This is a genomic window from Streptomyces sp. NPDC042346 (assembly GCF_055581845.1).
The window spans coordinates 103440-129726 of the sequence record NZ_JBVJEH010000009.1 but is presented as its reverse complement, the minus strand read 5'-3'; the positions used below and the strand labels follow the sequence as shown (position 1 = coordinate 129726).

Annotated in this window: 27 protein-coding genes; 7 read left to right on the top strand and 20 right to left on the bottom strand. The window is 72.4% G+C overall.

Annotated elements, in window-relative coordinates; genetic code table 11:
- Positions 1-20: 20 nt before the first annotated feature.
- From ACZ6K0_RS30490 to hisI, 5 genes are all read right to left on the bottom strand, one after another.
- Positions 21-428, bottom strand: a complete 408-nt coding sequence (locus ACZ6K0_RS30490) for a DUF2752 domain-containing protein (protein ID WP_469228271.1) — start codon at positions 426-428, stop codon at positions 21-23.
- 313 nt (positions 429-741) lie between these two features.
- A complete protein-coding gene (locus ACZ6K0_RS30485) occupies positions 742-996 on the bottom strand; it encodes an HGxxPAAW family protein (RefSeq protein ID WP_469228273.1) in 255 nt (84 codons plus the stop codon).
- 151 nt (positions 997-1147) lie between these two features.
- Positions 1148-1798, bottom strand: coding sequence for a TIGR02234 family membrane protein (locus ACZ6K0_RS30480; protein WP_469228275.1), 651 nt, complete (start codon positions 1796-1798; stop codon positions 1148-1150).
- Between the two features lie 14 nt (positions 1799-1812).
- On the bottom strand, positions 1813-3303 hold the full coding sequence (locus ACZ6K0_RS30475; protein ID WP_469228277.1) for an anthranilate synthase component I: 1491 nt from the start codon (positions 3301-3303) through the stop codon (positions 1813-1815).
- A gap of 11 nt (positions 3304-3314) precedes the next feature.
- A complete protein-coding gene (gene hisI / locus ACZ6K0_RS30470; RefSeq protein WP_024757910.1) occupies positions 3315-3665 on the bottom strand; it encodes a phosphoribosyl-AMP cyclohydrolase in 351 nt (116 codons plus the stop codon).
- 84 nt (positions 3666-3749) lie between these two features.
- On the opposite strand from hisI, the gene ACZ6K0_RS30465 reads away from it, so the two are divergent.
- Positions 3750-4385: a TIGR03085 family metal-binding protein gene (locus tag ACZ6K0_RS30465; RefSeq protein WP_376395281.1), complete on the top strand. Its 636-nt coding sequence runs from the start codon at positions 3750-3752 to the stop codon at positions 4383-4385.
- A gap of 36 nt (positions 4386-4421) precedes the next feature.
- Here the strand turns inward: ACZ6K0_RS30465 and ACZ6K0_RS30460 are convergent, their stop codons facing one another.
- From ACZ6K0_RS30460 to hisD, 10 genes are all read right to left on the bottom strand, one after another.
- Positions 4422-5663, bottom strand: a complete 1242-nt coding sequence (locus tag ACZ6K0_RS30460; protein WP_469228279.1) for an MFS transporter — start codon at positions 5661-5663, stop codon at positions 4422-4424.
- Positions 5660-6247 carry a helix-turn-helix domain-containing protein gene (locus ACZ6K0_RS30455; protein WP_469228281.1) on the bottom strand — a complete coding sequence of 196 codons (588 nt, stop codon included), beginning with the start codon at positions 6245-6247 and terminating at the stop codon, positions 5660-5662. The genes ACZ6K0_RS30460 and ACZ6K0_RS30455 overlap by 4 nt, the downstream gene beginning before the upstream one ends.
- 110 nt (positions 6248-6357) lie before the next feature.
- Positions 6358-7113 carry an imidazole glycerol phosphate synthase subunit HisF gene (hisF, locus tag ACZ6K0_RS30450; protein WP_376395288.1) on the bottom strand — a complete coding sequence of 252 codons (756 nt, stop codon included), beginning with the start codon at positions 7111-7113 and terminating at the stop codon, positions 6358-6360.
- Positions 7110-7511 (bottom strand): RidA family protein, encoded by a 402-nt coding sequence (locus ACZ6K0_RS30445; protein ID WP_376395291.1) that lies wholly within the window; start codon positions 7509-7511, stop codon positions 7110-7112. The genes hisF and ACZ6K0_RS30445 overlap by 4 nt, the downstream gene beginning before the upstream one ends.
- Positions 7508-8242, bottom strand: a complete 735-nt coding sequence (gene priA, locus ACZ6K0_RS30440; RefSeq protein WP_376395294.1) for a bifunctional 1-(5-phosphoribosyl)-5-((5-phosphoribosylamino)methylideneamino)imidazole-4-carboxamide isomerase/phosphoribosylanthranilate isomerase PriA — start codon at positions 8240-8242, stop codon at positions 7508-7510. Before priA ends, ACZ6K0_RS30445 begins: the two co-directional genes overlap by 4 nt.
- A gap of 2 nt (positions 8243-8244) precedes the next feature.
- Positions 8245-8895 carry an imidazole glycerol phosphate synthase subunit HisH gene (gene hisH / locus ACZ6K0_RS30435; protein ID WP_376395297.1) on the bottom strand — a complete coding sequence of 217 codons (651 nt, stop codon included), beginning with the start codon at positions 8893-8895 and terminating at the stop codon, positions 8245-8247.
- A complete protein-coding gene (locus ACZ6K0_RS30430; RefSeq protein ID WP_376395300.1) occupies positions 8892-9056 on the bottom strand; it encodes a hypothetical protein in 165 nt (54 codons plus the stop codon). Before ACZ6K0_RS30430 ends, hisH begins: the two co-directional genes overlap by 4 nt.
- Positions 9057-9058: 2 nt before the next feature.
- Positions 9059-9652 carry an imidazoleglycerol-phosphate dehydratase HisB gene (hisB, locus tag ACZ6K0_RS30425; RefSeq protein ID WP_015032911.1) on the bottom strand — a complete coding sequence of 198 codons (594 nt, stop codon included), beginning with the start codon at positions 9650-9652 and terminating at the stop codon, positions 9059-9061.
- Entirely contained in the window at positions 9649-10779 is a 1131-nt protein-coding gene (locus ACZ6K0_RS30420) for a histidinol-phosphate transaminase (protein WP_469228284.1), read from the bottom strand. Before ACZ6K0_RS30420 ends, hisB begins: the two co-directional genes overlap by 4 nt.
- Positions 10776-12113 (bottom strand): histidinol dehydrogenase, encoded by a 1338-nt coding sequence (gene hisD, locus ACZ6K0_RS30415; RefSeq protein WP_469228286.1) that lies wholly within the window; start codon positions 12111-12113, stop codon positions 10776-10778. The genes ACZ6K0_RS30420 and hisD overlap by 4 nt, the downstream gene beginning before the upstream one ends.
- Positions 12114-12402: 289 nt before the next feature.
- Between hisD and ACZ6K0_RS30410 the strand changes: the two genes are divergently transcribed.
- The 4 genes from ACZ6K0_RS30410 (at position 12403) to ybaK (ending at position 16645) form a co-directional block, all read left to right on the top strand.
- Positions 12403-14016 carry an oxidoreductase gene (locus ACZ6K0_RS30410; RefSeq protein WP_376395308.1) on the top strand — a complete coding sequence of 538 codons (1614 nt, stop codon included), beginning with the start codon at positions 12403-12405 and terminating at the stop codon, positions 14014-14016.
- Positions 14017-14324: 308 nt separating this feature from the next.
- The gene (locus ACZ6K0_RS30405) at positions 14325-15365 is read left to right on the top strand and encodes a hypothetical protein (protein WP_376395311.1); all 1041 of its coding nucleotides are present in this window, start codon (positions 14325-14327) and stop codon (positions 15363-15365) included.
- Positions 15366-15376: 11 nt separating this feature from the next.
- The gene (locus ACZ6K0_RS30400) at positions 15377-16114 is read left to right on the top strand and encodes an LON peptidase substrate-binding domain-containing protein (protein ID WP_376395314.1); all 738 of its coding nucleotides are present in this window, start codon (positions 15377-15379) and stop codon (positions 16112-16114) included.
- 33 nt (positions 16115-16147) lie between these two features.
- Positions 16148-16645: a Cys-tRNA(Pro) deacylase gene (gene ybaK / locus ACZ6K0_RS30395; protein ID WP_469228289.1), complete on the top strand. Its 498-nt coding sequence runs from the start codon at positions 16148-16150 to the stop codon at positions 16643-16645.
- Positions 16646-16693: 48 nt separating this feature from the next.
- Here ybaK and ACZ6K0_RS30390 read toward each other — a convergent pair whose 3' ends face one another.
- From ACZ6K0_RS30390 to ACZ6K0_RS30375, 4 genes are all read right to left on the bottom strand, one after another.
- On the bottom strand, positions 16694-17329 hold the full coding sequence (locus ACZ6K0_RS30390; RefSeq protein WP_376395320.1) for a DUF2567 domain-containing protein: 636 nt from the start codon (positions 17327-17329) through the stop codon (positions 16694-16696).
- 34 nt (positions 17330-17363) lie between these two features.
- Positions 17364-18191 (bottom strand): ABC transporter permease, encoded by an 828-nt coding sequence (locus tag ACZ6K0_RS30385; protein ID WP_469228291.1) that lies wholly within the window; start codon positions 18189-18191, stop codon positions 17364-17366.
- Positions 18192-18369: 178 nt separating this feature from the next.
- Positions 18370-19341, bottom strand: a complete 972-nt coding sequence (locus tag ACZ6K0_RS30380; RefSeq protein WP_469228827.1) for an ABC transporter ATP-binding protein — start codon at positions 19339-19341, stop codon at positions 18370-18372.
- 20 nt (positions 19342-19361) lie between these two features.
- Entirely contained in the window at positions 19362-20648 is a 1287-nt protein-coding gene (locus tag ACZ6K0_RS30375) for an NYN domain-containing protein (RefSeq protein WP_469228293.1), read from the bottom strand.
- A 250-nt stretch (positions 20649-20898) separates the two neighbouring features.
- Here ACZ6K0_RS30375 and ACZ6K0_RS30370 point away from each other — a divergent pair, with 250 nt between their 5' ends.
- The gene (locus tag ACZ6K0_RS30370; RefSeq protein WP_376395329.1) at positions 20899-21072 is read left to right on the top strand and encodes a hypothetical protein; all 174 of its coding nucleotides are present in this window, start codon (positions 20899-20901) and stop codon (positions 21070-21072) included.
- Positions 21073-21146: 74 nt separating this feature from the next.
- Here the strand turns inward: ACZ6K0_RS30370 and dnaE are convergent, their stop codons facing one another.
- A complete protein-coding gene (gene dnaE, locus ACZ6K0_RS30365; protein ID WP_376395332.1) occupies positions 21147-24686 on the bottom strand; it encodes a DNA polymerase III subunit alpha in 3540 nt (1179 codons plus the stop codon).
- A 191-nt stretch (positions 24687-24877) separates the two neighbouring features.
- Between dnaE and ACZ6K0_RS30360 the strand changes: the two genes are divergently transcribed.
- Positions 24878-26227 (top strand): DUF2252 domain-containing protein, encoded by a 1350-nt coding sequence (locus ACZ6K0_RS30360; RefSeq protein ID WP_376395335.1) that lies wholly within the window; start codon positions 24878-24880, stop codon positions 26225-26227.
- Positions 26228-26287: the final 60 nt, after the last annotated feature.

Genomic DNA, 26287 nt, shown 5'->3' with positions numbered 1-26287 from the left:
GCCCGGGAGCGCGCGGGCCCTCACGGGGCCAGCGCTGAGCCGAAGGGAAGGTTCCGGACCAGGGTGAAGAGGGCGAGGACGGCCCCGATCCCCCACCACCACGCCGGGGAGATCGCGAGGCGCATGGGCACCCCGCGGATGGCACGAATCAGCCACAGGGCCATGACGACGGCGAAGAGTCCGTAGCCGAGGACGGCGAGGGCGTTGGAGCCCAGGGCGGCCGGGAGGTCGCCGTGGGCGAAGGCGTGGGCGCTGCGGAGTCCGCCGCACCCGGGGCAGTAGATGCCGGTGAAGCGGAGCAGGGGGCAGACGGGGTAGTGCCCGGGTTCGTTGGGGTCGACGGCCCCGACGTAGGCGAAGGCGGCGGCGACCCCGGCGAGGGTCGCGACCGGCGCGAGGAGCCGCCGGGCGAGCGGCCGCGGAGGCACGGGAGGCGCAGGAGGCAGCGGAGGGAGGTGATGCGCGGGAGGCAGGGGATGCGCGGGAGGCAGGAGGGACACGGGAGGCGCGGGAGGCGCCGGAACGGGCTGCGCGGCCGGGTGTACGGCCGGGTGCACCGGGGGTCCGGCGGGCGCGGCCGGACCCGGGGCGTCCGCCCGGGCGGGTTCACCCGGTCGGGCGAGGGGATCGTCGGTCTCGGCTTCGGCCGTCGGCTGCGGGTCCACCCGGTGATTCTCGCTCCTGACGCGCGAAGGCGCAGCCCGGCACGGCCGGACTGCGCCTTCAGGTACGCGTGTCGCGTCAGGAACGGGCCTGCGCGGTCGCGGTGGCGGCCTCGCGGGCGGCGGCGACGGCCGCCGACTCCTTCGGCATGCCGAGGCCGGCCGCCTTCATCGCGCCGCCGACGATGCCGCCGAGCACGATGACACCCACGCCGGCCCAGAACCCGGGCAGGTTGGCGGCCACCATGAAGACGCCGGCGATGCAGAAGCCGATGAAGGAGATGATGACACCGGTCCAGGCGGCCGGGGTGTGTCCGTGGGCGCTGCCCGCCATGAGTTGCTCCTCGTTGCTGTTGCTCGGTGGTGAGGTCTCGCGTGCGCGGACACTCGGTGCCCATTGTCCCGCACGCGGGCGCGCGAGGATGAATCGGGGGTGCCCGGACGATCACGCGTCGCGGTCGGCCCTCCGGATCGCCTTCGCGGGCTCACTCGCCGCGGGTGGGGTCCTCGCCGCGGTCCAGGGCCTTCCAGAGGTCCTCGGGGCGGTCCGGGTCGACCGTGGGGGCCTTGCGTGCGGTGCGCGGGGTCCCGGACCGCTCGTAGCGCCCGCCCATCCCGGGCCAGCTCTTGCCGAAGCGCAGGGCGAGGAGCCCGGCGAGCAGGATGAGGACGGCGCCGGCGGCCGTGACATACGGCCAGGCGGTGTGGGTCAGACCGGCCACGGCGGCGGCCGTGTCGCCGCTGATCCGGGCGGCCTCGGCGTCCAGGGCCGCGCTGTCGGTCGCGCCGAGGACGGCGGCGAGCGCGGCGCCGGCGCCGCTCAGCGCGAGGAGCGCGGCGACGAGGGTGCGGCCGGTGCGGCGGACGGCGAAGACGGCGAAGAGCGCGGCGAGGCCGACGATCGCGAGGGCCGTCGGCACGCCGGTGACGGCGCTGCCGTCGGCCTCGACGGCGACGGTGCCGCCGCCGACGGAGGCGATGCCCTCCGCCCAGATCTGGCCGGCCGAGAGCAGGACGACGGTGGCGCCGAGGGCGCCGAGGAGGAGGGCCGCGGCCAGGCTGCGGCGGCCGCCGGTGGGGACGGCCGCGCGGGCGGCCCGGGGCTGGGGTACGGGTACGGCACTCACGTACCCCACTATCCCCTACGTGCTCAGGAGCCGTTCATCCGGTTGGCGGTGTGTACGGCGCGGAGCACGGCCGCGGCCTTGTTGCGACACTCGTTGTCCTCGGCGACCGGATCGGAATCCGCGACGACACCCGCTCCGGCCTGCACGTACGCGGTGCCGTCGCGGAGCAGGGCGGTGCGGATGGCGATGGCCGTGTCCGCGTCGCCGGCGAAATCGAGATAACCGACACATCCGCCGTACAGACCGCGCCGGGAGGGTTCGAGCTCCTCGATGATCTGCATGGCGCGGGGCTTGGGGGCGCCGGAGAGCGTGCCGGCCGGGAAGCAGGCGGTGAGGACGTCGAAGGCGGTCCGGCCCTCGGCGACCCTGCCGGTCACGGTGGAGACGATGTGCATGACGTGCGAGTAGCGCTCGACGGACATGAAGTCGACGACCTCCACCGAGCCGGGCGCGCAGACCCGGCCGAGGTCGTTGCGGCCGAGGTCGACGAGCATGAGGTGCTCGGCGCGCTCCTTGGGATCGGCGAGCAGCTCCTCGGCGAGGTCGTGGTCCTCCTGCGGGGTGGCGCCGCGGTGCCGGGTGCCGGCGATCGGGTGGAGCATCGCGTGCCCGTCCTCGACCTTGACGAGGGCCTCGGGGCTGGATCCGACGACGTCGAAGCCGTTCTCGAAACGGAAGAGGTACATGTACGGGGACGGGTTGGTGGCCCGCAGGACCCGGTAGACGTCGAGCGCGGAGGCCGTGCACGCGGTCTCGAAGCGCTGGGAGGGGACGACCTGGAAGGCCTCGCCGGCCCGGATGCGCTCCTTGATGTCCTCGACGGCGTCCTGGTAGGCCGGGCCGCCCCAGAGGGCGGAGAACTCGGGCAGTTCGGAGGCGGGGAGGGCGGCGGGGGCGGTGGCGACCGGGCGGGCCAGGTCGGCCTCCATGGCGTCGAGGCGGGCGACGGCGTGCGCGTACGCCTCGTCGACGCCGGTCTCCAGGTCGTTGTGGTTGATCGCGTTGGCGATCAGCAGGACGGTGCCGTCCCAGTGGTCCAGGACCGCGAGGTCGCTGGTGAGGAGCATGGTGAGCTCGGGGAGCTCCAGGTCGTCGCGGGTGGAGTCCCCGATCTTCTCCAGGCGGCGGACGATGTCGTAGCCGAGGTAGCCGACCATGCCGCCGGTGAACGGGGGCATGCCGGGCTCGGGGCTCCGCGGGGTGTGGAGGGTCTCGACGGTGGCGCGCAGGGCCTGGAGCGGGTCGCCGTCCGTGGGGACGCCGACGGGCGGGGTGCCGAGCCAGTGGGCCTCGCCGTCCCGGACGGTGAGGGTGGCGTCGCTGCGGACTCCGATGAAGGAGTAGCGGGACCAGCTCCGGCCGTTCTCCGCGGATTCGAGGAGGAAGGTGCCGGGGCGTTCGGCGGCGAGCTTGCGGTAGAGCCCGACCGGGGTGTCGCCGTCCGCGAGGAGCCTGCGGCTGACGGGGATGACGCGGCGGTCGGCCGCCAGCTTGCGGAAGGTCTCGAGATCCATGGCGCCAGACCTTACTGGGAGAGCGGGAGCACGTCGGCGTCGAAGCAGGTGCGGTCGCCGGTGTGGCAGGCGGCTCCGACCTGGTCGACCTTGACGAGGACGGTGTCGGCGTCGCAGTCGAGGGCGACGGACTTGACGTGCTGGACGTGCCCGGAGGTGTCGCCCTTGACCCAGTACTCGTTGCGGCTGCGGGACCAGTAGGTGCAGCGGCCGGTGGTGAGGGTGCGGTGGAGGGCCTCGTCGTCCATCCAGCCGAGCATCAGCACCTCGCCGGTGTCGTACTGCTGGGCGATGGCGGGCACGAGCCCGTCGGGGCTGCGCTTGAGGCGGGCGGCGATGGCCGGGTCGAGATTGCTGCTCATGGCGCCATTGTGCCGCGCCCGGGGACGGTGTCCGGCGGGGCGTCCACTGGGCGGACCGGTGGCGCCGGTCGTACGCTGGCGGGCATGTCGACGCATGCGAAACGTGAACGGCTTCTGCTCGCCGATCTGTTGGAGGCGGCGGGCCCGGACGCCCCGACGCTCTGCGAGGGCTGGCGGACCCGGGACCTCGCTGCCCATGTGGTGGTGCGCGAGCGGCGCCCGGACGCGGCGGCGGGTGCGCTCGTACCGGCGCTCAAAGAGCGGCAGGACCGGGTGCAGGCGGAGTTCGCCGACAAGCCGTACGAGGAGCTGATCCAGCTCATTCGTACGGGGCCGCCGCGGTTCTCGCCGTTCACCATCAAGCAGGTGGACGAGGGCGCGAACGTCGTCGAGTTCTACGTCCACACGGAGGACGTACGCCGCGCCCAGCCCGACTGGTCGGCGCGCGAGCTCGACCCGGTCTTCGCGGACGCCCTCTGGTCCCGTCTGGAGCGCATGGCCCGGCTCCTCGGCCGGAAGGCCCCGGTGGGCCTGGTGCTGCGCCGCCCGAACGGCCAGACGGCCGTCGCCCACCGCGGCACCCCGGTGGTGACGGCCTCCGGGGAGCCGGGCGAGCTCCTGATGTACCTGTACGGCCGCCAGGCGGTGGCGAAGGTGGCCCTGGACGGCGAGCCGGACGCGATCGAGCGGCTGCGCGAGGCGAAGCAGCTGGGGATCTGAGTCCGGGCCGGGCTGCTTCGGGGGTCCAGGTCCGGGCTACTTCGGCAGCTCCGCGCGGCGCAGGGACCTCACCGAGAGGCCGTAGAGCCCGCCGAGGGCGCAGACCGCGGCGCTGGCGGTGAAGACCGGCCCGGGGCCCCACAGGCCGACGGCCGCGCCGGTGAGCGGGAAGCTCAGCGGGGCGATGCCGAGGCTGAAGAAGGTGGACACCGAGGTGACCCGGCCCAGGTAGGCGGGGTCGCACTCGGTCTGGGTGAGTGCTCCGCACAGGGCGCCGCTGAGGCCGGCGAGCAGGCCGACCGAGACGGACACGGCGACGGCCGCGGGCAGCCCCGGCACGTACGCGAGGGCGGCGATCGACACGGCGCCGAGGGCGATGGTCCAGGAGAGGACGAGTCCGGCGCGCGGGACGCGGCCCCGGACGGTCAGGAGCAGGGACGCGGCCCCCGCTCCCGTACCGAAACCGGCGAGGACCCAGCCGATGCCGGCGGCGCCCCAGCCGCGCTGGTCGGAGAGGAGCGCGAGGCCGACGTTGAGGGGGCCGACGAAGCCGAGGTCGCTGAGGGCGACGACGATCATCAGCGGGCCGAGGACGCGGTGGCGGCGGATGTAGCGCAGCCCGTCGGCGAGGTCGCGCAGGGCGGTGGTCTTCTCCCGTGCCCCCTCGTCGGTCGGCAGCGGCCTGAGGCGGAGCGTCAGGAGCAGGGGCAGCGAGAGGGCGAAGAGCAGCCCGGCGGTGCCGAAGGCGGCGGCCGATCCGCCGAGGGCGACGGCGAGGCCGCCGAGCGGGGCGCCGACGAGGACCGAGACGCGGTAGGCGAGGCCCCGCATCCCCTGGACCCGGCCGAGCTGTCCCGAGGCGGCGATCCGTGGCGGCAGGGCGCCGACGGCGGGCATGAACAGGGCGTCCACGGCTCCGAAGACGAGCGCGACGGCGGCGAGGACCCAGAGGCCGGGGGTGGCGAGCGCCAGTGTCGCGGCGACGCCGAGGACGACGGCGCAGCGGACGGCGTCGGAGGATATGACGACCCGCCAGGGCCCGAAGCGGTCGGCGACCACTCCCCCTCCGAGCATCAGGAGGGCGCGCATCACGGCGCTGAGGGCGAGGACGATCCCCGCCTGCGCGGGCGTGCCGCTCTGGACGGCGGCCCAGGAGAGGGCCAGGTGGTAGACCATGTCGCCGGTGGCGGAGGCGGTGTACGCGCCGAGCCAGCGCAGGATGTTGGGGTCGCGGTAGGCGGGGCGCTCGACGGGGGCGGCGAGCTGGGTGGCCGTCATGAGCGGTAGGGGAACGCGTGGAGGTGGACGGCGACGTTCTCGCGGCCCTCGGTCTCACCGGCGGCTTCGGCGGCGCGGGCCTTCTGGTCGTACTTCTCCAGGACGGCGTCGAGCTCCGCGCCGAGGGCGGCGAGTTCGGCGGCGGTGAGCCGGGGCAGCCACTCGGCGCTGACGGAGGCGGAGCGCCACGCGTCGGACCAGGTGAGCCGCTCGTCGAGGAAGCGCCGGTGGAGTTCGGTGCGCTGTTCGTTGATGGCGCGGCCGAGGGCGTCGCTCGCGGCGGCCAGCTCGGGGGTGCCGCGGACGTCCTCGTCGCGGATGCTGACCCCGTACGAGCTCGGCTGCCACCAGCGCTCGCGGCCGTCCGCCGACTGGGTCTCGGCCTCCTCGATGAGGCCGTGGTCGGCGAGCTTGCGCAGGTGGTAGCTGACGAGTGAGACGGCCTCGTCGACCTGGTCGGCGAGCTGGGAGGCGGTGGCGGTGCGGGCCACGAAGAGGGCGCGGTAGAGGCGCATCCGCAGCGGGTGCGAGATGGCCTTGAGCGTGCCGAGATCGGTGATCCGACGGTTCTCCTGCGAGGTCATGACACCGACCCTAGATCCACAGGAAAACTTGCACAACAGAAATTGCACAAATAATCCTGCACGTCTCGGGAAGAAGAAGGGCCCCCGCAGGGGCCCTTCTTGACGACGGCTCAGCGGACCGGGTGGCCCGCCTCCCGCAGCGCGTCCTTGACCTGCGAGATCCGCAGATCGCCGAAGTGGAAGACGGAGGCGGCGAGCACCGCGTCCGCGCCCGCCTCGACGGCCGGCGCGAAGTCGGAGAGCTTGCCGGCGCCGCCGGAGGCGATCACCGGGACCGTGACGTGCTTGCGCACGGCCGCGATCATCTCGGTGTCGTAGCCGTCCTTGGTGCCGTCCGCGTCCATCGAGTTGAGCAGGATCTCGCCCGCGCCGAGCTCGGCGGCCCGGTGGGCCCACTCGACGGCGTCGATGCCGGTGCCCCGGCGCCCGCCGTGCGTGGTGACCTCGAAGGAGCCGGACTCGGTCCGGCGCGCGTCCACGGAGAGGACGAGCACCTGACGGCCGAAGCGCTCCGCGATCTCCTGGATCAGCTCGGGGCGCTCGATGGCGGCGGTGTTGACGCCCACCTTGTCGGCCCCGGCCCGCAGCAGCTTGTCGACGTCCTCGGCCGCCCGGACCCCGCCGCCCACGGTGAGCGGGATGAAGACCTGCTCGGCGGTGCGGCGCACCACGTCATAGGTGGTCTCCCGGTTCCCGGAGGAGGCGGTGATGTCGAGGAAGGTCAGCTCGTCGGCGCCCTCGGCGTCGTACAGCTTGGCCATCTCGACGGGGTCGCCCGCGTCGCGGAGGTTCTGGAAGTTGACGCCCTTGACGACCCGGCCGTTGTCCACGTCCAGGCAGGGGATCACGCGTACGGCGAGGCTCATGCGGAGGCCTCCGTCCGGTACGCCTCGACCTCCACCTCGACGACCAGACTCGGGTCGACGAAGCCGGAGACGATGATCATCGACGCGGCGGGGCGGACGGCGTCGAACAGCTGCTTGTGGGCGCGGCCGACCTCGTCCACGTCCCGCGCGTGCGTGATGTACATCCGCGTCCGCACGACGTGCTCGGCGCCCAGGCCCAGCTGCTTCAGCGCGTCCAGGGCCACGTTGAAGGAGTTGACCGTCTGCTCGTAGGGGCCTCCCCCGGCGATCTGGCCGCCGACCACCGACGTACAGCCGGCGACGAGGACCAGGCCGTTCGGCAGCTCCACCGCGCGGGAGTAGCCGAACTGCTCCTCCCAAGGAGCGCCGGTCACCACCTTGCGGACCTCGGAGGTCACGACTTCACCGCCGCGAGCGCCTCTTCCAGGGTGAACGCCTTGGCGTAGAGCGCCTTGCCGACGATCGCGCCCTCGACGCCCAGCGGGACGAGGCCGGACAGGGCCCGCAGGTCGTCCAGGGAGGAGACGCCGCCGGAGGCGACGACGGGCTTGTCGGTGGCCGCGCAGACGTTCCTCAGGAGCTCCAGGTTGGGGCCCTGGAGGGTGCCGTCCTTGGCGATGTCGGTGACGACGTAGCGGGCGCAGCCCTCGGCGTCGAGGCGGGCCATCGTCTCGTACAGGTCGCCGCCGTCGCGGGTCCAGCCGCGGCCGCGCAGGGTCGTGCCGCGCACGTCGAGGCCGACGGCGATCTTGTCGCCGAACTCGGCGATGACCTTGGCGACCCACTCGGGGGTCTCCAGGGCGGCGGTGCCGAGGTTGACGCGGGTGCAGCCGGTGGCGAGCGCCGCGGCGAGCGAGGCGTCGTCGCGGATGCCGCCGGAGAGCTCCACCTTGATGTCCATGGCCTGCGCGACCTCGGCGATCAGCGTCCGGTTGTCACCGGTGCCGAAGGCGGCGTCGAGGTCGACCAGGTGCAGCCACTCGGCGCCCGAGCTCTGCCAGGCGAGGGCCGCCTCGAGGGGGGAGCCGTAGGAGGTCTCGCTGCCGGACTCGCCGTGTACGAGACGGACCGCCTGACCGTCGCGGACGTCGACGGCGGGGAGGAGTTCGAGCAGGCGGCTGGAAGACACTGTCACAGGGTTCCGATCCAGTTGGTGAGGAGCTGGGCTCCGGCGTCGCCGGACTTCTCGGGGTGGAACTGGGTCGCCCACAGGGCGCCGTTCTCGACGGCCGCGACGAACGGCTCGCCGTGGGTGGCCCAGGTGACCTTGGGGGCGCGCATGTTGGGGTTGCCGACCTCCAGGCTCCACTCGCGCACCGCGTAGGAGTGCACGAAGTAGAACCGGGCGTCGGCGTCGAGGCCCGCGAACTGCGTGCTGCCCTCGGGGGCGTCCACCGTGTTCCAGCCCATGTGGGGGACGACGGGGGCGTTCAACGGCTCGACCGTACCGGGCCACTCGTCGAGGCCCTCGGTCTCCACGCCGTGCTCGATCCCGTTGGCGAAGAGGATCTGCATGCCGACGCAGATGCCCATGACGGGGCGGCCGCCGGCGAGCCTGCGGCCGACGATCCAGTCGCCGCGGGCCTCCTTGAGGCCGTCCATGCAGGCGGAGAAGGCGCCGACGCCGGGGACGAGGAGTCCGTCGGCGTTCATGGCCCTGTCGTAGTCGCGGGTGATCTCGACGTCGGCGCCGACCCTGGCGAGCGCGCGCTCGGCGGAGCGGACGTTGCCGAAGCCGTAGTCGAAGACGACGACCTTCTTGGGGCTGCCGGTCACGGTCATGACCACACGTCCAGGCGGAGCACGCCGGCGGAGATGCACATCGCGGCGCCGATGGCGACGAGCACGATGAGGCCCTTCGGCATCTGCTGCTTCACGAAGGAGTAGATGCCGCCGAGCAGGAAGAGCCCGACGACGATGAGGATGGTGGAGAGGCCGTTCACGGTTAGAGCGCGCCCTTCGTGGAGGGGAGGATTCCGGCGGCGCGCGGGTCGCGCTCCGAGGCGTAGCGCAGGGCGCGGGCGAAGGCCTTGAACTGGCACTCCACGATGTGGTGGGCGTTGCGCCCGTACGGGACGTGGATGTGCAGCGCAATCTGGGCCTGCGCGACGAAGGACTCGAAGATGTGCCGGGTCATCGTCGTGTCGTACGAGCCGATCATCGGCGCCATGTTCTCGGGCTCGGTGTGCACGAGGTACGGACGGCCGGAGAGGTCGACGGTCACCTGGGCGAGCGACTCGTCCAGCGGGACGGTGCAGTTGCCGAAGCGGTAGATGCCGACCTTGTCGCCGAGGGCCTGCTTGAACGCGGCACCGAGGGCGAGGGCGGTGTCCTCGATGGTGTGGTGCGAGTCGATGTGCAGGTCGCCGTCGGTCTTGACGGTGAGGTCGAACAGACCGTGCCGACCGAGCTGGTCGAGCATGTGGTCGTAGAAGCCGACCCCGGTCGACACGTCGACCTTTCCGGTGCCGTCGAGGTCGATCTCGACGACGACGGAGGTCTCCTTGGTGGTGCGCTCAACGCGGCCTACGCGGCTCATCGCTTCTGCTCCTTCATCAGTTCACGGACCGCGTCGAGGAACGCGTCGTTCTCTTCGGGGGTGCCCGCGGTGACCCGCAGCCAGCCCGGTACGCCGTTGTCCCGGACCAGGACGCCCCGGTCGAGGATCCGCTGCCAGGCCGCGTGCGTGTCGGGGAACGTCCCGAACTGCACGAAGTTGGCGTCGGACTCGGTGACCTCGAAGCCAAGGGCACGCAGTTCGGTGACGAGCCGGTCGCGCTCGACCTTGAGCTGCTCGACGTACCCGAGGAGGGTGTCGGTGTGCTCCAGGGCGGCGAGCGCGGTGGCCTGGGTGACGGCGGAGAGGTGGTACGGCAGGCGGACCAGCTGGACGGCGTCGACGACGGCCGGGTGCGCGGCGAGGTAGCCGAGGCGCAGTCCGGCGGCGCCGAAGGCCTTGGACATGGTCCGGGAGACCACCAGGTTCGGCCGGCCCTCGATGAGGGGCAGCAGCGAGTCGCGGTGGCTGAACTCCACGTACGCCTCGTCGACGACCACCAGGGAGGGCTTGGCCGCCTGGGCCGCCTCGTACAGCGCGAGGACGGTCGCGGCCTCGACCGCGGTGCCGGTGGGGTTGTTGGGCGAGGTGATGAAGACGACGTCCGGCGTGTTCTCGGCGATGGCCCGCTCGGCCGCCGCCACGTCGATCGTGAAGTCGTCGTTGCGCGGCCCGGAGATCCAGCCGGTGCCGGTGCCGCGGGAGATCAGGGCGTGCATCGAGTACGAGGGCTCGAAGCCGATCGCGGTACGGCCCGGGCCGCCGAAGGTCTGCAGCAGCTGCTGGAGGACCTCGTTGGAGCCGTTGGCCGCCCACACGTTCTCCACGGCGACCGGGTGCTTCCCGGTGCGGGAGAGGTAGCGGGCGAGCTCGGTGCGCAGTTCGACCGCGTCCCGGTCGGGGTAGCGGTTGAGGCCGCGGGCGGCCTCGGCGACCCGCTCCGCGATCCGGGCGACGAGCGCCTCGGGCAGCGGGTAGGGATTCTCGTTGGTGTTCAGCTGGACGGGGACGTCGAGCTGGGGCGCGCCGTACGGGCTCTGGCCGCGCAGCTCGTCCCGGACGGGCAGGTCGTCGATGCCGAAGCCGTCGGTGTCGGTTCCGCGGCTCATCGGGGCACCTTCCAGCCGAATCGGGCCTTGATCGCGGCGCCGTGGGCCGGGAGGTCCTCGGCCTCGGCGAGGGTCACCACGTGGTGGGCGACCTCGGCGAGCGCGTCGCGCGTGTAGTCCACGATGTGCACGCCGCGCAGGAACGACTGCACGGAGAGGCCCGAGGAGTGGCAGGCGCAGCCGCCGGTGGGCAGGACGTGGTTGGAGCCGGCGCAGTAGTCGCCGAGCGAGACGGGGGCCCAGGGGCCGACGAAGATCGCGCCGGCGTTGCGGACACGGTCGGCGACGGCGGCCGCGTCGCGGGTCTGGATCTCCAGGTGCTCGGCGCCGTACGCGTCGACGACCTTGAGGCCGTCGGCCAGGTCGCGGACGAGGACGATCGCGGACTGGCGGCCGGCGAGGGCCGGGACGATCCGGTCGTCGACGTGCTTGGAGGCGGCGACCTGGGTCTTCAGCTCGGCCTCGGTGGCGGCGGCCAGCTCCTCCGAGTCGGTGACGAGGACGGAGGCGGCCATCGGGTCGTGCTCGGCCTGGCTGATGAGGTCGGCGGCGACGTGCACGGGGTCGGCGGTGGAGTCCGCGAGGATCGCGATCTCAGTCGGTCCGGCCTCGGCGTCGATGCCGATGCGGCCCTTGAGGAGGCGCTTGGCGGCGGCCACGTAGATGTTGCCGGGGCCGGTCACCAGGTTGACGGGTTCACAGCCCGGCTCGTCGGCGGTCGCCTCGGTGCCGTACGCGAACATGGCGACGGCCTGGGCGCCGCCGGCGGCGTACACCTCGTCGACGCCGAGCAGGGCGCAGGCGGCGAGGATCGTCGGGTGCGGCAGTCCGCCGAACTCCTTCTGCGGGGGCGAGGCGATGGCCACGCCCTCGACACCGGCCTCCTGCGCCGGGACGACGTTCATCACGACGGAGGACGGGTAGACGGAGCGGCCGCCCGGCACGTACAGGCCGACGCGCCCGACCGGGATCCACTTCTCGGTGACCGTGCCGCCGGGGACGACCTGGCTGGTGTGGGTGGTGCGGCGCTGCTCGCGGTGGACGATGCGGGTCCGCCGGATGGACTCCTCCAGCGCGGCCCGGACGGCCGGGTCGAGCTCGTCGAGGGCGCGGCTGATCTCCTCGGCGGGCACGCGGAGGCGCGTGAGGCGTACGCCGTCGAATTTCTCGCCATAGTCGATCACTGCCGCCGCGCCATGATGCCGGACGTCCTCGCAGATCGGCCGCACCGTCTCCAGGGCGGCTTCCACGTCGAACTCGGCACGGGGCAGCAGGTCGCGCAGGGCGGCACCCTCGGGGAGGGCCTCGCCGCGCAGATCGATTCGAGAGATCACGGGTCAATTCTCGCAGACGGCTCCATCGCTCCGGTCGCCTGTATCACTGGCTGATACACGTGCTGATACGCGCCACAGTGGCGTCTTGTCGCCACACCTGACCGTTAGCGTTCAGCCCGTCACACAACGGGAAGAACGGCTGTGCGAATCCACGAACGGCACGAACGGCCTGGGCGGATGCACCGAAGCGCCGGTCGCCGACGCGTCGATTCGCGGATTCCCGGGTTCGCAGCTTCGCGGATTCACAGATTCACAGATTCACGTTTCACGGGGAAAGCGAGGGGGCGGCGTGACCGAGCCGCACGAGGACGGGATGCCCGACGGGCTGACGGGCCCGGAGCGGGCCGTCTGGCGGGCGTTCCGGGTCGGCAGGACCTGCGATCTGACGGAGGGGATCGCCGAGCGGGACGACCCGTTCGGCGCACGGGAGTGGGGCCCGGAGCGGAGCGTCCGCGCGGACGTGGTGGCCTTGCTGCTGCTCGACGGGCCGCAGGCCCGGTCGGGCCGGGTGGCCGCGCTGAAGCTGCGCGGGGTGCGGATCACCGGAGTGCTGAATCTGGCCGGCGGGACGATAGGGCCGTACGTGGAGCTGCACGGCTGCCGCTTCGACGGCGAGGTCGTGCTCCCCGAGGCCCAGTTCGGCACCTTGCGGATGGTCGCCTGCGCGATCCCGCGCCTGGAGGCGGCCCGGCTGCACACGACGGGCGACCTGCATCTGCCGCGCTGCCGGGTGGGGCGCGGCATCCGGCTCACGGACGCGCAGATCGGCACGGACCTGCTGATCAACCAGATCCAGGTGTGGCCGGACCGGCGCGGGCGGGCGATCACGGCGGACGGGATGGTGGTGGCCCAGGACCTCCAGGCCGAACTGATCGAGACGCACGGCGAGCTGAGCCTGCGCGGGGCGAAGGTCGGCGTCTCGCTCAGCCTGCGGGGCAGCGTGCTGCGCGGGGCGCAGCAGCGCCGCGCGCTCAACGCCCCGCAGCTGACGGTGGAGCGCTCGCTCTATCTGAACGCGGCGTGGGTGTACGAGGAGACGGGGACGTCGGGAAGCACGGCCAACTCGACGGCCACCCCGCCGTACGGCGTGACGCCCGCCCAGGGCGCCCGGCGCAAACCCGTGGAGTGCCACGGCGGCGTCCGGCTCGACGACGGCCGCTTCGGCGACGCGGTGGACCTGCACAGCGCCCGGTTCCTGCTGAACGGCTCGCGCCGGGAGGAGGTGTCGCTGCGCCGGATCGCCACCCCGGAGCTGCGGTTCAACGGCGAGCGCCCGGAGGAGGGGCGGGTGGTGCTCAACGGCGCCAGGATCGTCACGCTGATCGACCTGTCGACCAGCTGGCCGGGGCCCGGCGGCCTGGCGATGGGCGGGTTCGTCTACGAGAACCTCGTGCCGTACGGGCACTTCCCGCTGGCGCGGCGCCTGGAGTGGGTGGCGGCGGCCACTCCGGAGTACGCCCCCGAGCCGTACGAGCGCCTGGCGACGGTCCTGCGCAACAGCGGGGAGGACGCGGACGCGCGCGAGGTGCTGCTCGCCAAGCAGCGGCGCCGGCGGGAGACGCTGCCGCTGGCGGGGAAGCTGTGGGGGTTCGTGCAGGACTGGACGGTGGCGTACGGCTACCGGCCGGGGCGCGCGGCGCTGTGGATGGCGGTGCTGTGGGCGGCGGGCACGGTGGCCTTCTCGCACTACCGCCCGATAGCGCTGAAGGGGGACGAGGCTCCGGAGTGGAACGGGACGCTGTACGCGCTAGACCTGCTGCTGCCGGTGATCAACCTCGGGCAGGACGGCTACTGGCGTCTGGAGGGCATCTGGCAGTGGGTGGCGGCGGCGCTGATACTGCTCGGCTGGATCCTGGCGACGACGGTGGCGGCGGGCGCGACGCGTCTCCTGCGCCGCGGCTGACGGGGCGAGGCGGCCCTCGACCTCGCGGCAGCCGCCTTCTGCCTCACACAGCCGCTCTCGACCTCACACAGCCGCCCTCCACCTCGCACAGCCGCTCTCGACCTCGCACAGCCGCCCTCGACCTCGGGCAGCCTCTCTCCACCTCGCGCAGCCGCCCTCTGCCTCGCGCATTCGCCCTGGACTCGCGCCGCCTCCCTCGACCGCGGGCGGCGGAAGCGGCGTTGTGAGGGGGCGGGGTGAGGTGGGGGTGAAAGGGCTGGGCAGATGGGAGCGAAACAGCACGACCCGGTGGGAAAATACGTCGCACCATGTCCTTCCTCCGCGCCGTGATCGGCGCCGTCCGTTCGGCCCGGCACACCCCGCGGCTCGCCGCCGGGCTCGTGCCGGACGACGACGTGCTGCTCGACGCCCCGGACGAGCGGCTCGCCCCCGCCCTGGTCGCCGCCGCCCTGGCCGACCCGGAACCCGCCGCGAAGCTGCTCGCCACGACCCGGGACGCCGCCGAGTGGGAGGACCGCGACCGGTACGTCACCCGGCTCGCCACCTTCGCGTACCACAGGGGCGACTGGCTGGAGCACTGGCTCTCCGCCGCTCCCCGCGACCCCGACGCCCTGCTCGTCTCGGCGCAGCTCGCCGTCCGCCGGGCCTGGGAGTCCCCCGCCCGGGCCGAGCGGCTGCGCGAGCTCGACCCGCTGATCCGGACGGTCACGGAGGAGGCGCCGCACGATCCGGTGCCGTGGCGGCTGGCCCTGGACCACGCGCGCGGGGCGCACGCCGGGCACACCGTCTTCGAGACGCTGTGGGAGCAGGCCGTGCGCCGCTCCCCGCACCACTACGGCAGCCACGTCGCGGCGCTCAAGTACCTCTCCGCGCAGTGGTACGGCTCGCACCGGGCCGCGTTCGACTTCGCCGAGCAGGCCGCCGACGACGCCGCCCCGGATTCGCTCGTGCGCGCGCTCCCGGTCCGCGCGGTCTACGACCGGCTCCGGGCGCTGCCCAGGCCGGACCGTTCGGCGGCCGCGACGCGGCTCGACCGGGCTGCCGACCGGGCCCTCGCGCTGTCGGCCGCCTTCCCACCCGGCGACCCGTGGCCCGCCGAGGTCCGCAATCTGCTCGCGTACGTGCTGGTGGAGCGGGCGCGGTGGGAGGAGGCGCTGGACGAGTTCCGCCGGATCGGCCCCCATGCGACCTCCTTCCCGTGGGGTGCTCCACGGGGTGCCGTCCAGGAGGATCCGCTGCGCAGGTTCCTGGCCGTGCGGGACGTCGTACGGGCCGAGTCGGCCGGCCGGACGCCCCTCTGGAGGCCCGGAGACGGACGGGCCGGACGGGGCGGTCCCGGCGGCCATTAGGCTTGGCCGCTGTGACCACCGCTCGCCTGCCTCTCTTCCCGCTCAACGCGGTGCTGTTCCCTGGCCTCGTGCTGCCGCTGAACGTCTTCGAGGAGCGCTATCGCGCCATGATGCGTGAGCTGCTCACGATCGACGACACGGAGCCGCGCCGCTTCGCCGTCGTCGCCATCCGCGACGGGCGCGAGGTCGCGCCCACCGCTCCCGGGATGCCGGACCCGACGGCGCTGCCGGAGAAGGGCCCCGCGGCCGGCTTCGGCGCCGACCCGATCCAGGCCTTCCACCGGGTCGGCTGTATCGCCGACGCGGCGAGCATCCGGGAGCGCGCCAACGGCAGCTTCGAGATCATGGCCACCGGGACGACCAGGGTGAAGCTCCTCTCCGTCGACGCGAGCGGGCCGTTCCTGGTCGCCGAGGTCGAGGAGATCCCGGAGGAACGGGGCGAGGACGCGGGCACCCTCTCCGAGGGGGTGCTGCGGGCCTTCCGGAACTACCAGAAGCGGCTCGCGGGGGCGCGGGAGCGGTCGCTGACGACGAGCGAACTGCCGGACGACCCGTCGGTGGTGTCGTACCTCGTCGCCGCGGCGGCGGTGCTCGACACCCCGGCGAAGCAGCGGCTGCTCCAGGCGCCGGACACGGCGACCCGGCTGCGCGAGGAGCTGGCGCTGCTGCGCGCGGAGACGGCGGTGCTGCGGCACCTGCCCTCGCTGCCGGCGGTCGACCTGACGCAGGGTCCGACGTACCCGAACTGAGCCGAACCCCGGTCACGACCCCAGGAAGAGCACGTGGCGAAGAAGCAGAAGAAGAACAGCGGGGGCACCCCGGCGACGGTCGCGCTGACCGCGGCCGGGACCCCGTTCACCCTGCACGCGTACGAGCACGACCCGGCCTCGCCCTCGTACGGCGAGGAGGCGGCGGAGGCGCTCGGCGTCTCCCCCGACCGGGTCTTCAAGACGCTGGTGGCGGACGTCGACGGCGAGCTGACGGTCGCGGTGGTCCCGGTCGCGGGGCAGCTGGACCTGAAGGCCCTGGCATCGGCGGTCGGCGGGAAGCGGGCGGCGATGGCGGACCCGGCCGCCGCGGAGCGCACGACGGGGTACGTCAGGGGCGGCATCTCGCCTCTGGGCCAGCGCAAGCGGCTGCGTACGGTCCTCGACGCCTCGGCCTCGGACCACGCGACGATCTGCATCTCGGCGGGCCGCCGCGGCCTGGAGGTCGAGCTCTCCCCCGCGGACCTGGCCGCCCTCACCTCGGCGGTAGTGGCGCCGATCGGCCGCGGCTGACGCCCCGGACGGGCACGACGGCCGTCGCCGCGGTCGCGCGCCCGGTGCTCAGAGCGACTTCTGCCCGGGCGGTGCCTGCTGCGGTCCCCAGTACTCCGGTTCCGGGTCGCGGGGACCGAAGAGGGCCGTGAGCGCCAGGTGGACGATCATCGCGGCGAGCGGCCAGGCCAGCATCGCCGCGGCCGCCATGTTCAGTTCGAGCGGTGCCTCGAAGACGACGTTGGGGCCGACCGCCTTCGCGTGGGCGACCACGTCCCGCGCCGGGCCGAAGTACGTCCCCACGCCCCAGGCGAGCAGCGATCCGAGGACGCCGCCGAGCGCCAGGCCGAGGACCAGCGGCACGCCGCCCTCGCGGCGCAGCAGGAAGACGACGAGCGCGGCGACCGCCCCGAACGCCAGGGCGAGGAGGACGAACGTCCCGTCCGCGCCGATCGCCGACTCGCCCTCGGAGTCGCGGAGGAAGACGCCCTTGCCGTCCGAGATCAGCTGGACACGCGGCGCCAGCCACAGCCACAGCAGTCCGAGCAGCGCACCCGCGACCGTCGAGACGAGGGCCACGACGCCTCCCCGCACGACCTCGGCCGCCGTGATCGGGTCCCCGGCGGGGCCGTACGGCGACGGAGGCGACGGCGGCCAGTCGGGATCGTGCGGAGGCTGGTGAGGCGGAGTCAGGGGTGCGGTCACCCCGCCATCGTGCCAGGTGTGTCTGTGGCCCGCCTCAGCGGACGGCCGCCCGCCGGTACGCCCAGGTGGCGACCGCCAGGGACACCACGCCGACCGCCCCGCAGACGGCGAGGTCGAGGCCGACGGCCGCCCAGTCCGGGTGCGGGTCGAAGGTGCGGGCCAGGGCCTCCACGCCGTACGTGGAGGGCAGCAGGTCCCGCGCCCAGCCGATCGGCTCCGGCAGCCGCTCGGCCGGGAGCACGCCGAGGAGCAGCGCCGCCGACATGCCGAGCTGGCCGAGGAGCGTGGCCAGCTCCTGCCGGGGGGCGAGGAGGCCGAGGGCGGCGCCGAGTCCGGCGAGGGCCGCCCCGGCGAGCGGGACCACGGCGATGAGGATCCACAGCTGGCCGAGGGGCAGGCCGAAGAGCACGGAACCGGCGACGGCGGTGACGACGGTCCCGGGCACGGTGAAGGAGGCGTACGCGCCGGCCGCGCCGAGCACGACGGCCGCCGGCGGCACGGGCAGGGTGGCGTAGTGGTCGAGGCCGCCGCTCGCCCGCAGCTGCCCGAAGTACTGGGCGAGCAGGTTGAGCGCGACGAAGGCGACGACGAGGACGGTCGAGCCGGCCACGACGGCCCGGGCCTCGGATCCGCCGTCGACGACCCCGCGCATCAGGACCATGATCCCGATGGACTGGAAGGTGGCCACGAAGAGCAGCGGGATGCGGGCCACGCGGGCGCGCGAGAGCTGCGCGCGGTAGACGGCGGCCAGGGAGGGCAGCAGCCGGGCGCGGGGGGCGAGGGGCGCCGCGCCGTCCTCGGCGTCGTGCGACCCGACGGGGAGCGCGCCGGTCGGCAGGACCTCGGCGGGCACGGTGCTCACTGCGTACAGCTCCTGACGGTCACGTACGGAACGCGGGGACCACGGGATACGAGAGGACCGTGGGGACCACGGGCCACGAAGGGGGCTCGGGGGCCACAGGATGCGAGGAGGCCGCGGGATGCGAGGGGGCCACAGGATACGAGGAGGCCGCGAGGTCCCGGCGAAGGAGGCAAGGGGCTCACGCCTTCACCAGCCCCTCGGTCGCGCCGCCCAGCGCGAGGTACACGTCCTCCAGGCTGGGCGTGGCCAGGGTGAAGTCGTCGAGCGCGGCGAAGGCGGCCCCGCCGGTGACGGTGGCGACGGCCGAGCGGGCGGCGTCGGGGGCGAGCCGGAGGATCCAGCGGCGTCCGGTCTCCTGGGCGAGTCCGCGCAGCGCGGCGATCTCGGGCAGCTGGAGCGGGGGCGCCTCGCGCCACACCAGCTCGACGCGGACCTCGCCCGCGACGCGCTCCTTGAGTCCGGCCGGAGTGTCGCAGGCGATGACCCGGCCGCGGTCGAGGACGGCGACGCGGTCGAGGACGGTCTCGGCCTCGATGACGTTGTGGGTGACGAGCAGCACGGTGGTGCCGTGCTCGGCGCGCCGCCGGTCGACGGCGGCCCAGACGGCCCGGCGGGCGACGGGGTCCATGCCGGTGGTGGGTTCGTCGAGGACGAGGACGGGCCGCCGGCCGACGAGCGCGGCGGCGAGGCAGGCGAGCCGCCGCTGACCGCCGGAGAGCTTCTTGAGGGGCCGGCCGGCGAGCGCGGTGAGGCCGAGCTCCTCCAGGACGGCGTCGCGCTCGGCGCGCGCGTCGTGGAGCCCGAGCCCGCGCAGCCGACCGGTGGTCTCGGCGGCGAGGGCGACGGTCAGCTCGTCGAGGGCGGTGGACTCCTGGCCGAGGTAGGCGAGGAGCCGGGACGCGCGCTCGGGGTGGCGTACGAGGTCGTGGCCGAGGAGCTCGACGGTGCCGGAGTCGGGGCGCATGAGCCCGGTGAGCTGGCGCACGAGGGTGGACTTGCCCGCTCCGTTGGGTCCGAGCAGGCCGAAGATCTCGCCGCCGCGCACGTCGAGGCTGATCCCGTCGGTGGCGCGCACCTCGGGAGTCGCCGGCGCACCGCGCCTGCCGCGCGTGGCGGGGTACGTCTTGACCAGATCCCGCACCACGCACACCGTACTCACGGGGGAAGAGCCTACGGGGTCGCCGGGCCGGCTCCGGGCGCGGGGGCGTGTTCGGCGGCGGCCCGCACGTCGATCTCGCGCCAGAAGCCGGCCCGGATGGCGTAGCGGTCGTGCTCGTCGATCTGGTCGTCCTTGTGGGCGAGCAGACCGAACCGTGCCGCGTAGCGGAGGAGTTCGCCGTCGATGCGGTGCGGGATGCGCGGGTAGAGGGTGGAGAGCTTCTGGACGTGGGTCTGTTCGGGGAGCCGCTCCATCCAGCGGCGGGCGAACACCTGTCCGACCTCGAACGGGTCGCCGCCGACGGTCGTGATGTCCTCCTCGCGGTCCGCCCAGCGCTGCTCGGCGCTGGTGAGCAGGGCGAGGGTGGGCAGCGAGGCGGTCTCCGCCGGTTCGCCGAGGGAGGTGGCCGGGCGGTCGATCCAGCCCCGGTCGGAGGACCAGCGGAGCGCGCTCGCGCCCTGCGGCACCGGGGCGAGCGGCCCGCCCGATCCGCTGGGGGCGCGCAGCCCCGCCAGGTCCTTGGGGGTGGGGACGCCCTTGCCCCCGGCGGGGGCCGGGACGCCGTGGGCGTGCCCGTTGGAGGCGGCGGGCGCCTCCGCCGGGTCCGCTCCCCCGTTCCGCGCCGCGGCCGCGGCGGCCTCGGCGGCCCGTTCGGCGGAGGCCGCGAGGGCGGCCTCGGGCAGCGGCGCCGAGAGGATCGCGGCGATCTCGGGGCGCGGGGCGGGCGGGGGCGCGCACATGCCGGTGAGGTCCCTGGCGCGGACGGCCCGGGTGATCCAGGTCCGGTCGAGGACCCGCCGCTCGTCGGCCTCGGCCACGAGGTCCTCGGACTGGTTGTAGTCGCCGTCGGCGGCCTGGACGGCCCACAGGTGGACGGCGACGCCGTGCTCCTTGGCGGACATGAGGCCGGGCAGCAGATCGCCGTCGCCGGTGACGAGCACGATGTCGGAGCAGGCCCTGTTCCGGGCGAGCTCGGTCAGCTCGGTGTGCATGGCCGCGTCGACGCCCTTCTGCGCCCAGCGTCCGTCGCTCCTGGTCAGGGCGCCCAGCCGGACGGTGACCCGGGGCATCACGCGCAGTCTGCGGTGCTCGGGCTGGGGCACCCGGTCGGGTGCGCCGTCGAACCAGTAGATCCGGAGGAGCGGCAGCGCGGTCTCGGCCTCGGCGCGCTCACGCAGCTGCTGGATGAGTGCGGCGTGGTCGACGGCGATCCTGGAGCGGGCCGGTTCCCCGGCGAGGAGACTGGCGGCGGCGCCCAGCAGGTAGCCGGCGTCCACCAGGACGACGCAGCGGTCCACGTGTTCCACCCTCTTTCGGGAACCTCGGGGTCGGACTCGGGGGTCGGAAGGTGCTCCGTATCTTCTTCGTTCTCTTCGAGTCTGCCCGACGGCCGGGAGCTTGACGGTCGGAACTGGATCATCGGCGTGGCGGATATCACGTCCGCCCGGCCCTTACGTTCCGTAATGATCCAAAATGCGGCCGATTCGACCGTGTGTGAATCTGACAGCGGCCCTGGCCCCTAGGTCCCTTTGAGGAGGCATCATCCCCATGGCCAAGAACCGCAAGCAGGACCGCATGCAGCAGAAGGCGTCGGCAGCGGAACGCGGCGCCCAGCAGGCGCAGCAGTCCTCGATGGAATCGCAGGCCGAGCAGCGCTCCACCCAGGTGACCCCGGGTGACATGGCCCGCAAGGGTCGGCAGAAGCGCTTCGGTCACAACTGACCGTAGACACCGGAAGGGGCGCGCCCGTGACGACGGGCGCGCCCCTTCCGGTGCGTGGAGCTACAGGGCAGGCCTCAGCCGGCCAGGCAGGACGGGCCGAGCAGGACCTTCAGGTCGCCGAAGAGCGCCGGGTCGGCCGTCACCCGGTGCCGGTCGAGCCGGAGCACGGTCGTGGTCCGGGGGCCCTGGAGCTTGATCCGCACCTCGGTGTTGCCCTTGTGGTGCTTGAGGATCTCGCCGAGCCTGGTGACCATCGGCGGGGTCACCTTGACCGTCGGGATGGTGAGGATCACCGGCGCGTTGGTCCCGGCGTTCGACAGGTCGGGGACCATCAGCTCCATGGCGACGAGCCGGGGGATGTCCTCGCGCTTGTCGAGCCGTCCCTTGACGAAGACGACCGTGTCCTCGACGAGCTGGGTGGAGACCAGCTGGTAGGTGGCCGGGAAGAACATGCACTCGATGGAGCCGGCGAGGTCCTCGACGGTGGCGATCGCCCAGGCGTTGCCCTGCTTGGTCATCTTGCGCTGGAGGCCCGAGATGATGCCGCCGATGGTGACGACCGCGCCGTCGCTGTGCTCGCCGCCGGTGAGCTGCGAGATCGCCGCGTCCGTCTTGTCGGACAGGACGTGCTCGATGCCGAAGAGCGGGTGGTCGGAGACGTAGAGGCCGAGCATCTCGCGCTCCTGGGCGAGCAGGTACGACTTCTCCCACTCGATGTCGGAGAACTCGACGTCCAGGCCGAAGCCGGGCTCGTCGCTCGTCTCCTCGCCCATGCCGCCGAAGAGGTCGAACTGTCCCTCGGCCTCCTTGCGCTTGACCGCCACCACGTTGTCGATCATCGGTTCGTGGTGGGCGACCATGCCCTTGCGGGTGTGGCCCATCTCGTCGAAGGCGCCGGCCTTGATCAGCGACTCGATGGTCCGCTTGTTGCAGACGACGGCCTCGACCTTGTCGAGGAAGTCGGGGAAGGTGGCGTACTTCCCCTTGGCCTTGCGCGACTTGATGATCGACTCGACGACGTTGGTACCGACGTTCCGCACGGCGGAGAGGCCGAAGAGGATCACGTCGTCGCCTTGGGCGGCGAAGTTCGACTCGGACTCGTTCACGTTCGGCGGGAGCACCTTGATGCCCATGCGGCGGCACTCGTTCAGATAGACGGCGGACTTGTCCTTGTCGTCCTTGACCGAGGTGAGCAGACCGGCCATGTACTCGGCGGGGTAGTTCGCCTTGAGGTACGCGGTCCAGTAGGAGACGAGGCCGTACGCGGCGGAGTGCGCCTTGTTGAAGGCGTAGCCGGCGAAGGGGACCAGGACGTCCCAGAGCGCCTGGATCGCCTGGTCGCTGTAGCCGTTCTTCTTCGCGCCCTCCTGGAAGATGACGAAGTTCTTCGCCAGCTCCTCGGGCTTCTTCTTGCCCATCACGCGGCGCAGGATGTCGGCCTCGCCGAGCGAGTACCCGGCGATGATCTGGGCGGCCTTCTGCACCTGCTCCTGGTACACGATCAGGCCGTACGTGACCGCGAGCACCTCTTCGAGCGGCTTCTCCAGCTCGGGGTGGATCGGGGTGATCTCCTGCTGCTTGTTCTTGCGCAGGGCGTAGTTCGTGTGCGAGTTCATGCCCATCGGGCCCGGCCGGTACAGGGCCGAGACGGCGGAGATGTCTTCGAAGTTGTCGGGCTTCATCAGCCGCAGCAGCGAGCGCATGGGGCCGCCGTCGAACTGGAAGACGCCGAGCGTGTCACCACGGCAGAGCAGTTCGTACGTCTTGGGGTCGTCCAGCGGGAGGGCCAGCAGGTCGAGCTCGACGCCCTTGTTGGCCTTCACCATCTTGACGGCGTCGTCCATGATCGTGAGGTTCCTGAGGCCCAGGAAGTCCATCTTGATCAGGCCGAGCGACTCGCACTGGGGGTAGTCCCACTGCGTGATGGTCACGCCGTCCGTGTGCCGCACCCAGATCGGCGCGTGGTCGACGATCGGCTCGCTGGACATGATGACGCCGGCCGCGTGCACGCCCATCTGGCGGACCAGGCCCTCGACGCCGCGGGCGGTGTCGATGACCTTCTTGACGTCCGGCTCGTTCTCGTACATCGCGCGGATCTCGCCGGCCTCGCTGTAGCGCGGGTGCGAGGGGTCGGTGATGCCGTTGAGGTCGATGCCCTTGCCGAGGACGTCGGCGGGCATGGCCTTGGTGAGCCGGTCGCCCATGGCGTAGGGGTAGCCGAGGACGCGCGCGGAGTCCTTGATGGCGTTCTTCGCCTTGATCTTGCCGTACGTGCCGATCATGGCGACCTTGTCGGAGCCGTACTTCTCCGTCACGTACCGGATCACCTCGACGCGCCGACGCTCGTCGAAGTCGATGTCGACATCGGGCATCGAGACGCGCTCGGGGTTGAGGAAGCGCTCGAAGATCAGTCCGTGCGGGATCGGGTCGAGGTCGGTGATGCCCATGGCGTACGCGACGATCGAGCCGGCCGCGGAGCCTCGGCCGGGGCCCACGGCGATGCCCTGCTTCTTCGCCCACATGATGAAGTCGGCGACGACGAGGAAGTAGCCGGGGAAGCCCATCGAGATGATGGTGTCCATCTCGTACTCGACCTGCTTCATGCGGTCCTCGGGGATGCCCCCGGGGAAGCGGCGGTGCATGCCCCGCATGGTCTCCTCGCGGAACCAGGTCGTGTCGGTGTACCCCTCCGGGATGTCGAACTTCGGCATGAGGTTCTTCTCGACGAACATGCCGTCGGTGTTGATCTGCTCCGCGACCAGGAGGGTGTTGCGGCAGCCCTCCTGCCAGGCGTCCGACGAGTCGATGGCGTACATCTCGTCCGTGGACTTGAGGTAGTAGCCGGTGCCGTCGAAGCGGAAGCGGTCCGGGTCGGAGAGGTTCTTGCCGGTCTGGATGCACAGCAGGGCGTCGTGCGCGGTCGACTCGTGCGCGTACGTGTAGTGCGAGTCGTTGGTGACGAGCGGCGGGATGCCGAGCTTCTTGCCGATCTCCAGGAGTCCGTCGCGGACCCGGCGCTCGATCTCGATGCCGTGGTCCATCAGCTCCAGGAAGTACCGGTCCTTGCCGAAGATGTCCTGGTACTCGGAGGCGGCCTTCAGGGCCTCGTCGAACTGGCCGAGGCGGAGCCGGGTCTGCAGTTCGCCGGAGGGGCAGCCGGTGGAGGCGATGAGCCCCTCCGACCACTTGGAGATGGTCTCCTTGTCCATCCGGGGCCACTTCTGCAGCCAGCCCTCGGCGTACGCGTCGGAGGAGAGCTTGAAGAGGTTGTGCAGTCCGGTGGCGTTGGCCGCCCAGATCGTCTTGTGGGTGTAACCGCCGGAACCGGAGACGTCGTCCCGCTTCTGGTGCGGCTGGCCCCACTGGATCTTGCGCTTGTTGCGCCGGGACTCGGGGGCGACGTACGCCTCGATGCCGATGATCGGGGTCACCCCGGCCTTCTTCGCCGTGTGGAAGAAGTCGTACGCCCCGTGGAGGTTGCCGTGGTCGGACATGGCGATATGGGTCATGCCCATCTCGTTGCACGCGTTGAACATGTCCTTGAGCCGCGCGGCACCGTCCAGCAGCGAGTACTGGGTGTGGACGTGGAGGTGCGTGAAGGGCGGCTTGGTCACGGCGGAAGGCCTCCGGAGAACGCTGAGAAACAGGCTGCGGACAGTCTGGGGGGACAGCGTGGAAGTCTACGTCGGCCGACTGACAGACGGCGGGCACTCGGGGCTAGGGTCGCCCGTTGAGAGACACAGAACACCTGTCCCTTTTGTCATGACCAGTCTCGCAGCACGTCCGGTACCAGGAGGCACCTCGAATGTCGGTCCCCCAGCCCACCGTCGCCGAGCGCGGTGAGCACATTCTCGCCGTCTTCGACACCGCCTTCGGCGAGCTCCTCGCCGCCGACCCCGCGGCCTTCCGCGTCAAGTTCCGGAAGATGGCCGGCTCCGCCTTCGCCTTCTACCGGGGGACGGCCTGCCTCTTCTACGCGGACCTGGAGAAGGAGTCCACCGGGCGGGCGGGCGGGAGCGTAGGTGTCGGCCCCTACCTGGACGAGCGCACCGGCCGGGTCTGGATCCACGGCGATCTGCACGCCGAGAACTTCGGCACGTACATGGACGCCAACGGCCGGCTGGTCTTCAACGTCAACGACTTCGACGAGGCGTACGTGGGGCCCTTCACCTGGGACCTGAAGCGCCTCGCCGCCTCGCTCGCCCTGATCGGCTACGCCAAGGCGCTCAGCGACGAGCAGATCACCAAGGGCGTCCGGATCTGCGCCGCCGCCTACCGCGAGCGGATCCACGCCCTCGCGACCGGCGCCGGCGAGGACGAGGTGCCGCCCTTCACCCTGGAGACGGCCGACGGCGCGCTGCTCGGCGCCCTGCGCGACGCCCGGGCGCAGACCCGTTTCGGGCTGCTCGACTCGATGACGGAGATCCGCGACTTCGAGCGCCGCTTCGCGGCCGGCGGGGGCGCGATCGACCTGGACGCGGCCACCCGGTACAAGGTCCTGGCCGCCTTCGACGGCTATCTGGAGACCCTGCCGGAGGCGAGCCTGGTCCGCCCCGACTCGTACCGGGTCAAGGACGTCGTCGGGCGGCGCGGGATCGGCATCGGCTCGGCCGGCCTCCCCTCGTACAACATCCTCCTGGAGGGCCACAGCGACGCCCTGGAGAACGACGTCGTCATCTACATGAAGCAGGCCCAGACCCCGGCGGTCTCCCGCCACGTCACGGACCCGGCGGTACGGGAGTACTTCCGGCACGAGGGCCACCGCACCGTGATCTCGCAGCGGGCCCTCCAGGCGCACGCGGACCCGTGGCTGGGCTGGGCGGAGCTCGACGGCGCCGGGCAGCTGGTCGCCGAGGTCTCGCCGTACGCGGTGGACCTCGACTGGTCGGACATCGACGACCTCGACGAGATCGCGGCGACCGTCGCGGACCTGGGCCGGGCGACGGCGACCATGCACGCGGCGGCGGACGACACGAGCGGGCAGTCGCTGGTGTCGTTCTCGACGGAGCGGGCCATCGACGCGGCGATCGCCGCCGACGAGGAGGGCTTCGCCGATCTCCTGGTGGACTTCGCGCACGCGTACGGGGCCCGCGCCCGTGCCGACCACCAGATCTTCGTGGACCTCTTCCGCAACGGCCGGATCCCCGGGCTGTAGCCGGGAGGCGGTGGCCAGGAGTCGGTGGCCAGGAGGGGCCGGTGGGACGGTTCACAGACT